Source organism: Caulobacter sp. 602-1 (assembly GCF_003931565.1).
GTDB lineage: Bacteria > Pseudomonadota > Alphaproteobacteria > Caulobacterales > Caulobacteraceae > Caulobacter.
The window spans coordinates 984,413-998,162 of record NZ_RRYI01000001.1 but is presented as its reverse complement, the minus strand read 5'-3'; the positions used below and the strand labels follow the sequence as shown (position 1 = coordinate 998,162).

Below are 13,750 nucleotides of genomic sequence, written 5' to 3'. Positions count from 1 at the left end.
CAGAAGGCCGACGGATAAGTCGTTATCCCAGGCCGCGCAACCGATGGATAGTCGCGCGCATGCCCGCCGCAGCTCCGCAACGCATCACCCTACCCCAGGTTTTGGCCCTGATGGCGATCTGGACCGCCGTGATCTATGGGTTCACGGCTAAGCGACCGTCGGGAGTCGATCAAATCTCACTGAAGAAGCCCGCCCTCGTCGCCTGCGCCAAGCAGGGCTGATCAACAAGAAACCATGTCCCAGATAGGGGTTGGGCCCCGGCGCGTTACGCTGCCAGGGCCCAGGTCCGCCCACTAGGTCGGGGGGGCGTAGAGGGGCGGACGTGAGATAAACGCCAGTCCCTGAACGTGGTTCCGCCCGCTAATTCGCCGGCGCGAGTTTTATTTCGTAGAGCTTGGGCCACAGCTTGCCGGTGACGAACAATCGGTCGCTGACGGCGTCATAGGCTATGCCGTTCAGCACGTCGTCCTGGGTCCCGGTGACGCCGGCGTCCTTCAGCAGGCCCGCCAGCTCGATCCAGCCGACGACATTGCCGGTCTTGATGTCGATGCGGGCGATGCGCGTGGTCTGCCAGACATTGGCCAGCAGCTCGCCCTTCACCCATTCCAGTTCATTGAGGTTGCGCACCGGCACGCCGTGGTCGGTGACCTCGATACGCCCCGTTTCTTTCAGGGTTTCAGGGTCCAGGAAGCGGATGAACGAGGTGCCGTCGCTCATCATGATCCGCTTGTCGTCGCGGGTCAGGGCCCAGCCCTCGCCCGGATAGCTGAACTCGCCGATCCGCTCGAAGCTGTCGATGTCGTAGATGATCCCGATCTCGTCGGTCCAGGTCAGCGCGTAGAGCCTGTTCTTCCAGTCGACGACGCCCTCGCCGAAATAGCGGCTGTCGACGATGCGCTCCTGCTCGGAGACGCCGGTCTCAAGATTCCACTTGCGGATGAACGAGCGGCCCTTCAGGCCCGTGCTCTCGAAGATGAAGCCGTCGCGATAGAACAGGCCCTCGGTGAAGGCGGCGGTGTCGTGCGGATAGGCCTTCACGACGGTGTAGCCGCCGACCGGCGCGGTCGCGGCCAGGGCGCTGGTCACGAGCACGGACGACAGGATCAGCCCAACCAGGCCGCGAAGCAAAGCGCCCATGGGCATCCGCGCGATCAGATGTCGGAGCCGTTGTAGACGGTCTCGGCCAGGGTATGGTCCATGGTCCGGGCCGGCTCCTCGCAGGTCGGGCAGTTGACCAGGCGCGCGGGCACGCCCGCCGCCGTGCAGTGAGCGGGCACGGCCCGCAGCACCACCGAGCCCGAGGCGATCTTGGCGTAGTCGCCGACGGTGATGTTGCCCAGCACCTTGGCCCCCGCGCCCAGCAGGACGCCGTTGCCGATCTTGGGGTGTCGGTCGCCGCGGTCGGCGCCGGTGCCGCCCAGGGTCACGCCGTGCAGCATCGAGACATCATCGCCCACCACGGCGGTCTCGCCGATGACGATGCCCGTGCCGTGGTCGATGAACACGCCCTTGCCGATCCTGGCGGCGGGATTGATGTCGACCTGGAAGACTTCGCTGGACCGGCTCTGCAGATAGAAGGCCAGGGTCTCGCGGCCCTCGGTCCACAGCCAGTGCGACACGCGGTGAGTCTGCAGGGCCAGGAAGCCTTTGAAGAACAGGAACGGCTGGACATAGCCCTTGCAGGCGGGATCGCGCTCGAACACCGCCTTCAGGTCGGCCTCCGCCGCCTCGACGATCGAGGGATCGCTCTTGAACGCGTCGGCGGCGAACTCGCGCGCCGTCATCGCCCGCATCTCCTGGTCGCCCAGCTTGCGCGCCAGCTGAAAGGTCAGGGCGTCGGCCAGATTGTCATGGCTCAGGATCACCGCGTTCAGCAGCGAGGCCAGGGCCGGCTCGGCCTTGGCGGCATGTTCGGCCTGGTTGCGCAGGGCGATCCAGACGGGGGTTTCCGTCTCCGCCGTCACGACTTCCAGAGGCTTGGCCATCGGGCTCTCCCTTCCCAGCAGGCTATACTCATAGAGCATTTTTTTGAAAAATGCTCGAACCAGCCGATGAAAGCCGGCTACGCCAAGATGAGAGCCGCCAACTCGGCCGGCAGTTCCCCTCGGACGGCCATATGGTGCGTCCGCAGCAGTAACGCCACCGTAATTGCGTCGGGCATGTGGCCGGCGGTCGCCGCGTCCAGCGCTTCCTGGAACGGCACGCGGGCGACAGCCAGGTCCTCGGTCTCGTCCGGCGCGGTTTCCGTAGCGGTCAGATCCATGGCCAGAAAGCCGTAGGCGATTTCGTCGGTGACCGAGTTGGAAAGCTCCATCCGCAGGATCTGGCGCCAGTCGGCGGCCTGGAGACCCACCTCCTCGGCCAGTTCGCGCTTGGCGCCGTCCAGCGGATCCTCGTCCAGCGGCGCGCCGCCCTCGGGAAGCTCCCAACTGTAGTTGGCCAGCGAGAAGCGGTTCTGGCCGACCAGAGTCACCGTGCCGTCCGCGTGCAGCGGCACGACGCCGATCGCCTGGTTCTTGAAACCCACCTTGCCGTACAGCGCCGGCCGGCCCGTCGGGGCTATGGCCTGATACTCGGTCAGGGTGATCCACGGGTTGTCGTACACGACTTGACGGGACGAGACGCCCCAGGGCTTTCCGTGCGGCTTCAGCCAGGCGGGCTTTTCGGACATGGCGGCTCACGCGACTTGTGGCGGCCGCGCCGCGGCCATAGGTGTGCGGCTTATATCGTTTCGGAGAAATCGTCTTGGCCGCTTCAGTTCCCCCCGCGCCGCAATTCGCCGAAACGCTGCCGATCGAGGCGTCGCCCGAAGTCGTCGCCTTCCTGGCCAGGCGCCGCTCGGCCTCGGCCATGAGTCTTGCCGCCCCGGGACCGGACGACGCCCAGCTGGCCGATCTGCTGCGCGTCGCCGCGCGGGTGCCCGACCACGGCAAGCTGGCCCCCTGGCGGTTCGTGATCCTGAAGGGCGCGGCGAAGGACGCCTTCGCCGAACGGATCACCCAGCTGGCCGACAGCCAGGCCAATCCGGTCAAGGCCAACGCCGCCCTGCGCAAGCTGACCCGTCCGCCGGTCGCGGTGGCCGTCGTCTCGCGCTTCATCCCGGGTGAGATCCCCGAGTGGGAGCAGCGCCAGAGCGCCTCGGCGGTCTGTCATCAGTTGCTGTTGGCCGCGTCAGCCCTGGGCTGGGGCGCCAACTGGATCACCGACTGGTACAGCTACGACCCGCGCGCCACGGCGATCCTAGGTTTGGCCGAGGGCGAGCAGGTCGCCGGCTACCTCTATCTCGGCACGTCGACCGAGCAGCCGCAGGAGCGCGTGCGCCCCGACGTGGCGGCGATCACGACGGAGTGGAGCCCTAGTTAGGCTCGCCGCGTTCCTTCAGCACAACGAGGACACCCCATGGCCAAGCGTAAAGACCCCTGGACGAGCCTGGCCTTCGATTCCTGGTCTTTGGGGCTGGAAGCCTCGACCGTGATCGGCCTGCGCATGATGAAGCTCGCCGCCGGCGGGGCGGCGGCCCAGGCCGAGGCCCAGCTGATGGTCGGCGAGAAGCTCGCCACCAGCATGACCTTGCCGATGCTGGCCATGACCGGCCAGTTGGGCGCGTCCGGGCCCGCCATCGCGGCGGGTTCGCTGGCGCATCTGCGCAAGAAGGTGCGCGCCAACCGGCGGCGGCTGGCGAAGGGCTAGGCCTCGACCGCCAGACCCAGCCGGGCCTGGACCGCCTTCACATAGGTCGGCCCCACCGGCACGGCGACGCCGTCTCGCAGCACCAGCGCGATCAGCCCCTTGCCCAGGCGATTGACCGCCTCGACGCGGTCAGGGCTGACGAAGGCCGAGCGGTGGACGCGGATCATCCTATTACGGTCCAGCCCCTGCTCCAGGGCGTTCATGGTGATCCGGTGGATGTGACTGCGGGTGGCGGTGTGCAGAAGGACATAGTCCTTGGCCGCCTCGATCCAGTCGATCTCGCCGACCGCCACGCGGACATGGCCGTTGCGGGTGGCCACCCAGATGCCATCGAGGTCGGTCTCGCGCACCGGCGCGGTCGCCGCCTCGGCCCGCTCGTAGACCTTCTGCAAGGTGCGGCGGCGGCGGGCCCGCTCGACGGCTTGGCGCAGGCGATCGAAGCGCACGGGCTTGAGCAGATAGTCGGCGGCCTCCACCGCGAAGGCGTCGGCGGCATAGACCTCGAAAGCGGTGACGAAGACGATCTCGGGCCTGTGCTCGGCCGGCAGTTCGGACGCCAGGGCCAGACCGCTCAGCTCGGGCATCTGGATGTCGAGCATCACGAGATCGGGCGACAGGTCGGCGATGGCTTGCGCCGCCTCGCGACCATTGCGGGCCACGCCGACCAGTTCGACATCGGGGATCTGATCGAACAGGGCCGTCAGCCGCTCCAGGGCGGCGGGCTCGTCGTCGACCAGCAGGACCTTCAGCCGCATCAGGCCGCCCTCGCCTGGGTTTCCAGCGCCAGCGGGATGCGGATCAGCACCAGGAACCCGCGCTCTCGCGGAGCCGCCTGCAAGACGCCGCGCGCGCCGTACAGCACCTCCAGCCGCTGACGGACATTGGTCAGGCCCACGCCCATGCCGCTCGCCGCCTGGGTCGCCGCCTCCCCGTCGTCCTCGACGATCACCACCAGGTCATCGCCGTCGCGGGAGGCTTCGAGGCGGATGGTCACGGGCCGGCTGGTGGGGGCGACGCCGTGCTTGACCGCGTTCTCGATAAGCGGCTGCAGCACGAAGCTGGGGATCAGCGCGCCGAGCAGCTCGTTCGGGCACGAGAACGCCACGCCCAGCCGGTCGCGGAAACGGACGCTCTCGATCTCCAGATAGGCCTGCAGGGTCGCCAGCTCGTCCTCGAGCGGGATGATCGCCTGGGGATCGGCCGCCAAGGTCAGGCGCAGGAACTCGGCCAGGCGGGCCAGCATCGACTCGGCCTCGTCGTTGCGGCCGGTGACCACCGAGGCCGAAACGGCGTTCAGGGTGTTGAACAGGAAGTGCGGATTGAGCTGGTAGCGCAGGGCGGCCAGCCGCGCGGCGCTGGCCTGGGCCTCGGCGGCCAGGGCCTGGGCGCGGGCGTCGGCCAGCTGCCGCTCGCGCTCGTGGGTGACGCGCAGGGCGATCATCATCAGGTACAGCGCGCCCAGCAAGGCGAACATCCAGGCGGCCATCAGGAACTGACCGGCCGCGCGGGCCGCGATGGCCCGCCCCGTCGGATGGGCGCCATCCAGCATGGCGCGCACGGGACCGCCGACGACCATGTCGAACACGGCGATGACCGCGGCGAGGCAGAGCACGGTCGGGACCAGGGCGGCGAACCGGATCGCCCCGTCCTCGCGCGTCGTCAGTCCCGCGCGCCGATAGACCAGGATCGACAGCAGCAGCCCCAGGGCTGCGAACAGGACATAGCTGGCTGTCACCCCGGCCAATGGCGGCTTGCCCGCGGCCAGGGACGGCAAACCGAACAGCAGCATGTCCAGCCCCCAGACGCCCAGGGTCAGGATCGCGGCCTGCCGCGACAGAGGGGAAGATCTTGAGCCGGCGTCCGGAGCGGTCATGCCTTCCAGTGTAGCCGAAGGTGGCGAAAGCACAGCCCGCGTCCGGCGCGCCGGCGTCCGCTTTCGTCGCTCCGCCGCCCGCTCACGCGGCCCGGTCGCACGAGACCCGACAGCGCTTCTCCGCTGGGCGATGAAGGCGCGACCGCCTCGGCCAGGCGCCCCTGGCCAAATCCCTCAGACAGGTGAACCCCGTCCGGGGCGGTTGCTCCAAAAACCCCTGTCGCCGCGCCTCAGAGGCGCGGCGACGCCTTTTCAGCCTCGGCCGCGATACGGGGCCACGCCCTGGTCAGGGACCCACAGGCCTTCCGGCGCCGGGCCCGTCTGCCAGAAGACGTCGATCGGGATGCCGCCGCGCGGGTACCAGTAGCCGCCGATGCGCAGCCAGCGTGGCTGGGCGACCTCGACGATCTTGCGGGCGACCTTGACAGTGCAGTCCTCGTGGAACGAGCCGTGATTGCGGAAGCTGGTCAGATAGAGCTTCAGCGACTTGCTCTCGATCAGCCAATCGCCCGGCGCGTAGTCGATCACCAGGTGGGCGAAGTCCGGCTGGCCGGTGACCGGGCAGAGCGAGGTGAATTCCGGCGCGACGAAGCGGGCCAGGTACAACACGTCGTGCTGCGGATTGGGCACGCGCTCGAGGGTGGCGGCTTCGGGGCTCTCGGGCGCGTCGACGACGCGGCCCAGCTGGGTGACGTTGAGATCGGTCATCGGCGCGATTTAGGCTCCCGCGCCCCGCGAGACAAGCCATGCGCCTGCCGCTACAAGGTCGCAAACACTTGTTTGGGAGAGAACCATGTCGGGACGGGACTTCGACGGCTTCACGGTGGTGATCACGGGGGCCTCCACGGGCCTGGGCCGCGCGATCGCGGTGGAGGTCGCCCGGCGCGGCGCAGGTCTGGTGGTCGTCAACTACGCCCGCAGCGCCGACGAGGCCGCCGAGACCGTCCGCCTGGTCGAGGCCGAGGGCTCGAAAGCCGTTCTGGTCCAGGGCGACGTCGCCAATGACGAGGACTGCAAGAAGATCGTCGCGGCCGCCGCGCCGACCGGCCGCATCGACGCCCTGTTCAACAACGCCGGCGTGACCAAGTTCGCGCCCAACCACGCCGACCTCGACGCGGTGAACGCCGAGGACTTCCTGAAGCTCTACGCGGTCAATGTGGTCGGCGCCTTCCAGATGGTCCGCGCCGCCCGCGCGCTGCTGGAGGCCGCGCCGTCGCCGGGCGCCGTGGTCAACACCAGCTCCATCGCGGCGGCCCAGGGGATCGGCTCGTCGGTGCCCTATGCTGCCTCCAAGGGCGCCATGACCACCATGACTCTGTCGCTGGCGCGGTCGCTCGGCCCCCGCATCCGCGTCAACGCGATCTGCCCCGGTTTCATCGACACGCCCTGGTTCAAGGATGTGTCCGACGAGTCGATGGAACGCCTGAGAGCGGGCGCCGCCGCGGCGACGCCGTTGAAGGTCGCCTCGACGGCCGAGGACATCGCCGGCGCCGCAGTGTTCCTGGCCTCGCCAGCATCCCGCCACGTTACGGGCGAGACACTTCTTGTCGATGCGGGCCTGCACCTGGGCGGAGCAAGTCTTTCAATGCGGTAAAGCCACAGGCCAAGCGCTATCGTCTTTTTAAGCACCTGTGACTTGTCTGCGTCCATTCTGAAGCAAAAGCGTCACACTACGCTCAAACTTTGAGCTTTGGGCGCCGATCTCGCTGGCGCTTTGAGTCCCCCGGTTGCAACAAAAGGTACGCCCTCAACTAATCCTTGGGGGACGCAAGCGCTTGCAGGCGCGCGTCGGGGTTCCGGGTCCACAGCCCGGGGGAACGACACAGATAAGGGGATAGAAATGAAAACCATGAAGATCGTGCTGGCCGCAGCCGCCGCCACCGTCGCCCTCTCGGGCGCCGCAATGGCCCAGGAAGCCACCAAGCCCACCATCTCGTTCAACCTGGGCATCACCAACGACTACGTGTTCCGCGGCATCAGCCAGACCCAGGGCGATCCGGCCATCTCGGGCGGCGTCGACGCCGGTTACGGCATCTTCTACGCTGGCGCCTGGGCCTCGAACGTCGACTTCGGCGTGCCGGATCCGGACCTGGAAGTTGACTTCTATGCCGGCGTGAAGCCGACCGTGGGCGACACCTCGTTCGACTTCGGGGTGCTGTACTACGGCTACCGCAAGGACAAGAACGGCGCACCGGGCGCCAACAGCTACACCGAACTGAAGGCCGCCGCGTCGCACACCTTCGGTCCGGCGACCCTGGGCGCCGCCGTCTACTACTCGCCGGAATGGCCGGGCAAGGGTGGCGACGCGACCTATTACGAAGGCAACGCCGCCCTGCCGCTGAACAAGTACTTCACCCTCTCGGGCGCGGTCGGTCACCAGGAAATCAAGAACTACGGCGACTACAACACCTGGAACGTCGGCGTCGGCTTCCTGCTCGGCGAGAACGCCACGATCGACGTGCGCTATCACGACACCGACGAACACAGCTACGGCAAGATCTATGACAGCCGCGTGGCCGTCAGCCTGAAGGCCGCGTTCTAAGCTCGCTCGAGCTCAATCGCGAAAAGACGAAGCCGCCCCGGTTCGCCGGGGCGGCTTTTTCTATGCTGGTCAGGCTGACGCCTGGGGCGGCCGCATGGCCAGCACGGCGACGAACACCACCGCCGTCACCGCCGCGAACAGCTCGAAGGTCGGTGAGAAGCTGCCCAGCCGGTCGCGCATGGCCCCGGCGATGAACGGCCCCGCCGCCGAGACCGCGCCGACCAGGCAGGTCAGGGAAAACAGCTCCAGGTTCGACTGACGGCCGTAGTAGTTCAGCAACAGCACGGTCACGGCCAGCACGGTCAGGCCAAAGCCGACGCCGGTGCCGATGGCGTAGAGCAGCATCAAGGTGGGGCTAGCGGCCTTGGCCAGGGCCAAGAGGCCAATGACCAGCATCCCTTGCGCGAAGATCAGCAACCAGCGCGGATCGATCCGGTCGCCCAGCGCCCCGCCAGCCAGGCGGGCCAGGGTCTGCATCAGCGATTCCAGGCTCAGCATCTTGGCCGCAAGCGCCGCGGCCGCGACCGTCGCGACGCCGGCGGCGACGCCCAGCTCCGTCAGGTGGGTCACCGAGACGCTGGCCACGGTCACCCCAACCAGCAGGTGACTGAAATAGGCGGCCACCAGGATGTAGAACTGCGGGGTCCGCAGCGCCTGAGGCACGGTCCATTCGTAGGCCGTGCGGTAAACGCGAGCGTTGGCCGGCGCCTCGCGGGCCTCTTGTTCGACTTCCAGATCGACCTCGTGGGCGGCCTGGTTCAGCCACCTGGAGCCACCGACCATCATGGCGCAGACCAGGCCGACGACGGCGGCCAGTCCGGCCTGGACGATCCAGTAGGCTCGCCAGTCATTGCCGCTCATGCCCATCAGGGTCAGGGTCATCCACGGCCCGGCCGCGCCGCCCAGCGAGCCGAAGGTGAAGTAGATCCCAAACGGCAGGGCGCGCTTGCGGAACAGCGACGACAGGACGTGGGTGCCGGGGATCAGCGCCGCCATCTGGAAGCCGACGCCGCAGGCCGCCGCCCCGACATAGTAGCTGAGCAGGCTCTCGGAGTTGGCCAGCCCCAGGAACCCGCCCGCCAGCACCGCCGCGCCCAGCAGCAGCGTGCCGCGCACGCCGATCCGGCGGATCAGGATGGCCGGCAGCCACGACGAGGCGCCGGTGAAGACGCCCAGCACCGAAAAGCCCAGGAACGCCTTCTCGAAGCTCCATTTCAGCTCGCCGATCATGGCCGGCAGGACGACGCCCAGCGAACCGTAGGTCGAGGCGGTGATCAGGAACAGCAGCAGGCTAAACGCCGCCAGCAACAGCCACGGGCGGAAGCGGTCTTCGGAGGCCACTCCCCCGCCTCGCGGGGGAGTCTCAGACAAGGATGTCGTCACGATCAGAACGTCCGCTTCAGGGTGGCCCGCCACTCCCTGCCCTTGCCCGGCAAGGCGCCGAGGTTGGCGTAGGTGTCGGCGTCTGGGGTGAAATAGAACTTGTTGAACAGGTTATCGATATTGACCGACAGGGTGTACGGCCCGTGGTTCACGAAAACAGAAGCGTTGACCACCGAATAGGACGGATAGCGCACGGCGTTCTGCACCGTACCCGCCGTGCGGCTGACATGGCTGACGCCGACCGTCGCGCCGGCCTGCCCCCAGTCATAGCCCTTGCTGGTGTAGGTCCCGTACAGGCTGACCACCGACCTCGGGATCAGGGTGTAGGCATAGTCGCCGCCGCGGCCCGGCAGGCTGGCGAAGCTCCACACCACGTACGAGCCGCCATAACCCTGAGCGCCAGGCACACCCGCCGTATAGGCCGGAATGTACTGGAACGAGGTGTCCGGCCCCTTCACCGTCGTGCGCTGGCTGTTGCCGGCGAAGGTGAAGGACAGATGCTCCGACGCCAGCCAGCGAACCTCGACCTCGACGCCCTTGGCGCGTGTGCCCTGCACCACCGGCGGGGCGATGGCGCCGGCGATCTGAGTGCGGTTCTGGCGATAGGCCGCCAGCGAGCCGATCAAGGTCCCGCGCAGCAACTGGAACTTCACGCCCGCCTCGGTCAGGTCCGAGCTCGACAGCCACGAGCCGTCGGCCACCAGGTTTGGCGCGACGTCGCCGGCCTGGCTCATCTCCAGGGCCGCGGCCTTGGCGTAGCTGACATAGGGCATCAGGCCGATCGGCAGCTTGTAGGTCAGGCTGGCGTTCCAGGTCGCCTTGTTCCGATCATCCGCCTGCCTGCCGGCGATGACGTAGCTCAGGACGCCGGTGTCTTCGCTCTCGACACTGTAGTGGTCCCAGCGGCCGCCCAGCACCAGGTTGAAGCGCCCGGCCTCGATGTCTGAGGTGACGAAGGCCCCGGTCTGCTTCCACGTCGAGCGGTTGTCGTTCTCCCACTGCAGCCCGATGTTTCCGGGCTCGGTGTCGAACGGGCTGTCTATGGTGTCGGTCGGCGTGGCGCCGAAGCTGATGTCCCGGCGATCAAGCGCGATCAGGCCGCTGTTGAAGCTCTCGCGCCGGCGGCCCTCGAACCAGCGGTGCGCCCCGCCGACCAGAGTTCGGGCGCGGACAGGGCCGACATCGGTCGGGAAGGCGTAGGTCAGGCGGATCTCGCTGACCTTGGCGTCGGTCGTGGCCGGATAGCCATAGGAGACGAAGCGGCGGTTCTCCAGGCGGTCATGGAACAGCTGCAGCTTGATCGCGCGGTCACCGCCCAGGTCCTTGGCGAGGTCGAAATAGAGCGTCCGGGTGTTGGTCTTCGAGAAGTCGGCGGGACTGATATAGACCGTGCGCCTGTCCAGCTTCGTCGTGCCGACGCCGGTGTCCAGGGTGTGGGCCGCCTCCGTGCTGGGGAAGCCATAATACGGTATGTAAAGGGCGCTGGCGTAGGGGTAGAACCCCACCTCATTGGGCGTCAGCTTGCCGTTGTGGTCTGCGTCCACGAGGCTGGTGTCGCGGCCCGTGACGTAGGTGCGGTTGTCGATCAGGTCCTGGGTCAGGCGGTTCCAGCCCGGCGTCTGCACGTCACCGTCCGAGTGGAACGCCATGCCGCCGAAGGCCGTGCTCCAGCCGTTCCCCAGGTCGAAGTCCGACGACACCTCCAGCGTCTGGTGACGCGGATAGACGCCCTTGTAGTAGCTGTGGCTGTCCTCGGCCTCGCCATAGACATAGACGCCGCCCTCGGCCGCGCCGAGGTTCACGGGCGCGCCGAACTGGGCGGTGACCAGCTTCTTGTTGTAGCCGCCGACCGTGGCGGTGATCTCGCCTTCGGACTCGGCCAGGAAGCGGCCCTCGTCGCGGGCCGACTTGGGGATGAAGTTGACCAGGCCGCCGACCTTGCCGGCGCCATAGACCGGAGTCGGCGGGCCGCGCAGGATCTCGATGCGCGAGGCCCCGCCGATCGGGGTCGAATAGGTCCCGCGGTTCTCCACCCGCTTGAAGCCCCTGAAGTAGTTCTCGGCCAGGGTGCCGCGGATGTTGAGCGCCCCGGGCACGCCGTAGAAGCTGGCCGTGTGGGTCCCGGGCGAGACCTTGGTGACGCCGTCCAGGGTCTGCACCCCATAGCGCTCCAGGGTCACGTCGCTGACCAGACTGGCCGAGCGCGGCGTCTCGACCAGCGGCTTGGCGAGGCCGAACACCGTTTGGCTCGGCTGTCTTTCCAGCAGGCCCGCCTTGTCGCGCGCCACGATGATCACCGCATCGACCTGATCGGCCACCTGGTCTTCCGCGTAAGCGGCGAAGCCCGTCATGCTCGAAAGAGCCAGGACGCTGGCGGACAGGAACGCGCTTCTGAACGGCATCGGAGTTTCGGCCTTCTCGCCGCCGCGCGGAAAGGCCGGACGGTCACGCGCCGATATCTGGGGACGTCTTGATCTTCGTCAAAATGCCTTCTGACATTTCAGTTGAGATTGCGAAGGCGCTGTGGCGGGAAAGTCGCAGATTTTCTAGCTGAGGCTAGGCCGCGCCGACGTGCGGCCGGGTCTGGGCTTCCGGCTGAACGTTCAGGATCCGCAACATGGCGTTGCGCGAGGCCTCGGCGTCGCCGCCGGCGATGACCCGGGCGACCTGGCGGTGCTCCTCGATCTCGTCCAGCAGCTCCTGCTCGGTCGCGCCGTTGAACGAGAACACCCAGAAACGGGCGGCCTTGTGCTGCAGCGGGATCAGGATCCGGGCCAGGGCCAGGTTGCCGGAGGCGCGGGCGACCAGGGCGTGGAAGCGCAGGTCCATGGCCACTAGGGCCGGCAGGTCGCAGGTCCTGGCGGCCGCCTCGCCGTCGGCGAAGACGTCATACATCGCCCGGGCCTCGGCCTTGGAGGCGTGCTTGGCGGCCAAGCTGGCGCAGTGCGGTTCGATCAGCACCCGGGCTTCGTAACCCTGGCGCAGTTCGACAAGGTCCAGCGGCGCGACCGTGGTGCCCGAACGGGCCCGGCGGATCACCAGGCCCTCCAGCGCCAGCCGCCCCAGCGCGTCACGCACCCCGGCGAGGCCGGTGTCGTAGTGGGCGGCCAGCGACTGCTCGTCCAGACGCGCGCCCGCCGGCAGCTCGCCCAGGATCAGGTCCAGCAAGATCCGCTCATAGACCTTGGTCTTCTGCAGGTCCGGCGACCAGTCCTCGAGCCCCGAGGAGTTGGCGACGTCCAGCACCAGGGTGCGAGCGGCGTTGAGCGAAAGCGAGGCCATGGACGGATCCGTGAGCGGCGGTCGCTGATAGGTAGTGTGAAATTTCAGAAGTGGCTAGCGACTAGAACGCCGGGACCACCGCCCCCGCGTACTTCCGCTCCATGAACGCCTTGACCTCCGGCGTCGTCAGGGCCGCCGCCAGCTTTTTGACGCGCGGGTCGTCCTTATTGTCCGGACGCCCGACCAGGTAGTTCACATAGGGACTGGTCTTGTCCTCGATGATCAGCGCGTCCCTGGACGGGTTCAGCTTGGCGTCCAGCGCGTAGTTGGTGTTGATCACCGCCAGGTCGACCTGGTTCAGCACACGGGGCAAGGCCGGCGCTTCCAGCTCCTTGAACTTCAGGTTCTTTGGATTGCCGGTGATATCGCGGAGCGTGGCCAGGGCGTTCGTGGGGTCCTTCAGGGTGATGACGCCGTTCTTGGCCAGCAGGATCAGCGACCGCCCCTCGGTGCTGCCGTCGTTGGGAATGGCCACGGTGGCGCCGTCCGGCAGGGCGGCGATCGACTTCCACTTCGACGAATAGGCGCCGATCGGCTCGACGTGGACGCCCTGGATCGGGATCAGGTTCGTCCCCTTGTCGTGGTTGAAGCTCTCCAGATACGGCAACGTCTCGAAATAGCTGACGTCGATGCGCTTCTCGGCGACCTGGGTGTTGGGCTGGACGTAGTCGTTGAACACCTTGATCTCGATGTTTAGCCCCTCGGCGGCCAGCTTCGGTTTGATGAACGCCAGCACCTCGGCGTGCGGCACGGCGGTGGCGGCCACGGTCAGGGTGTCGGGCGCGCTGGCCTTGGGTTCCTTGGGGCCGCACGCAGCGAGCGTCATGGCGGCGAGGCCGAGAACGAGGATAGCGCGGCGGGCGACCATGAACGGCTCCATAAGGCGATCTGACGGGTAGGCTTTTGCCCGGTTAGCGGCCCGGGAGGAAATCAGATTTCCTGGCAGGGCGTCGAGTGATCGCTTGACCGCTCTCTCGAAC

The 13,750-nt window shown here is 67.5% G+C and carries 13 protein-coding genes and 2 pseudogenes; 5 read left to right on the top strand and 10 right to left on the bottom strand.

What is annotated here, in order from left to right; genetic code table 11:
• Nucleotides 1-59: 59 nt before the first annotated feature.
• Complete coding sequence (locus EIK80_RS26060; protein WP_158624640.1) at nucleotides 60-221, top strand: hypothetical protein; 162 nt, start codon at nucleotides 60-62, stop codon at nucleotides 219-221.
• A gap of 139 nt (nucleotides 222-360) precedes the next feature.
• Here EIK80_RS26060 and EIK80_RS04665 read toward each other — a convergent pair whose 3' ends face one another.
• From EIK80_RS04665 to EIK80_RS04655, 3 genes and pseudogenes are all read right to left on the bottom strand, one after another.
• On the bottom strand, nucleotides 361-1,137 hold the full coding sequence (locus tag EIK80_RS04665; protein ID WP_125155776.1) for a glutaminyl-peptide cyclotransferase: 777 nt from the start codon (nucleotides 1,135-1,137) through the stop codon (nucleotides 361-363).
• A 14-nt stretch (nucleotides 1,138-1,151) separates the two neighbouring features.
• Nucleotides 1,152-1,985 carry a serine O-acetyltransferase gene (gene cysE / locus EIK80_RS04660; protein ID WP_125155775.1) on the bottom strand — a complete coding sequence of 278 codons (834 nt, stop codon included), beginning with the start codon at nucleotides 1,983-1,985 and terminating at the stop codon, nucleotides 1,152-1,154.
• Nucleotides 1,986-2,062: 77 nt separating this feature from the next.
• Nucleotides 2,063-2,741: pseudogene (locus EIK80_RS04655) on the bottom strand (NUDIX domain-containing protein).
• Nucleotides 2,742-2,745: 4 nt separating this feature from the next.
• Here EIK80_RS04655 and EIK80_RS04650 point away from each other — a divergent pair.
• Nucleotides 2,746-3,363 carry a nitroreductase gene (locus tag EIK80_RS04650; RefSeq protein ID WP_125155773.1) on the top strand — a complete coding sequence of 206 codons (618 nt, stop codon included), beginning with the start codon at nucleotides 2,746-2,748 and terminating at the stop codon, nucleotides 3,361-3,363.
• 36 nt (nucleotides 3,364-3,399) lie between these two features.
• Nucleotides 3,400-3,690 carry a hypothetical protein gene (locus tag EIK80_RS04645; RefSeq protein WP_125155772.1) on the top strand — a complete coding sequence of 97 codons (291 nt, stop codon included), beginning with the start codon at nucleotides 3,400-3,402 and terminating at the stop codon, nucleotides 3,688-3,690.
• On the opposite strand, the gene EIK80_RS04640 is transcribed toward EIK80_RS04645, so the two are convergent.
• The 3 genes from EIK80_RS04640 to queF all read right to left on the bottom strand — a co-directional run bounded on the left by EIK80_RS04640 (nucleotide 3,687) and on the right by queF (nucleotide 6,271).
• Nucleotides 3,687-4,445, bottom strand: coding sequence for a LytTR family DNA-binding domain-containing protein (locus tag EIK80_RS04640; RefSeq protein ID WP_199743374.1), 759 nt, complete (start codon nucleotides 4,443-4,445; stop codon nucleotides 3,687-3,689). The genes EIK80_RS04645 and EIK80_RS04640 overlap by 4 nt on opposite strands.
• Nucleotides 4,445-5,563, bottom strand: a complete 1,119-nt coding sequence (locus tag EIK80_RS04635) for a sensor histidine kinase (protein WP_125155771.1) — start codon at nucleotides 5,561-5,563, stop codon at nucleotides 4,445-4,447. Before EIK80_RS04635 ends, EIK80_RS04640 begins: the two co-directional genes overlap by 1 nt.
• Before the next feature lie 252 nt (nucleotides 5,564-5,815).
• On the bottom strand, nucleotides 5,816-6,271 hold the full coding sequence (gene queF / locus EIK80_RS04630) for a preQ(1) synthase (protein WP_125155770.1): 456 nt from the start codon (nucleotides 6,269-6,271) through the stop codon (nucleotides 5,816-5,818).
• Nucleotides 6,272-6,339: 68 nt separating this feature from the next.
• Between queF and EIK80_RS04625 the strand changes: the two are divergent.
• Together EIK80_RS04625 and EIK80_RS04620 are read left to right on the top strand one after the other, a co-directional pair.
• Nucleotides 6,340-7,157, top strand: a pseudogene (locus tag EIK80_RS04625) (SDR family NAD(P)-dependent oxidoreductase).
• 246 nt (nucleotides 7,158-7,403) lie between these two features.
• Nucleotides 7,404-8,105 (top strand): TorF family putative porin, encoded by a 702-nt coding sequence (locus tag EIK80_RS04620; protein ID WP_125155768.1) that lies wholly within the window; start codon nucleotides 7,404-7,406, stop codon nucleotides 8,103-8,105.
• A 69-nt stretch (nucleotides 8,106-8,174) separates the two neighbouring features.
• Here the strand turns inward: EIK80_RS04620 and EIK80_RS04615 are convergent, their stop codons facing one another.
• The 4 genes from EIK80_RS04615 to EIK80_RS04600 all read right to left on the bottom strand — a co-directional run bounded on the left by EIK80_RS04615 (nucleotide 8,175) and on the right by EIK80_RS04600 (nucleotide 13,650).
• Complete coding sequence (locus tag EIK80_RS04615; RefSeq protein WP_125155767.1) at nucleotides 8,175-9,446, bottom strand: CynX/NimT family MFS transporter; 1,272 nt, start codon at nucleotides 9,444-9,446, stop codon at nucleotides 8,175-8,177.
• A gap of 44 nt (nucleotides 9,447-9,490) precedes the next feature.
• Nucleotides 9,491-11,890, bottom strand: a complete 2,400-nt coding sequence (locus EIK80_RS04610) for a TonB-dependent siderophore receptor (RefSeq protein WP_125155766.1) — start codon at nucleotides 11,888-11,890, stop codon at nucleotides 9,491-9,493.
• A 154-nt stretch (nucleotides 11,891-12,044) separates the two neighbouring features.
• Nucleotides 12,045-12,770 carry a GntR family transcriptional regulator gene (locus EIK80_RS04605; protein ID WP_125155765.1) on the bottom strand — a complete coding sequence of 242 codons (726 nt, stop codon included), beginning with the start codon at nucleotides 12,768-12,770 and terminating at the stop codon, nucleotides 12,045-12,047.
• Between the two features lie 61 nt (nucleotides 12,771-12,831).
• Complete coding sequence (locus EIK80_RS04600) at nucleotides 12,832-13,650, bottom strand: MetQ/NlpA family ABC transporter substrate-binding protein (RefSeq protein ID WP_199743373.1); 819 nt, start codon at nucleotides 13,648-13,650, stop codon at nucleotides 12,832-12,834.
• Between the last annotated feature and the right edge of the window lie 100 nt (nucleotides 13,651-13,750).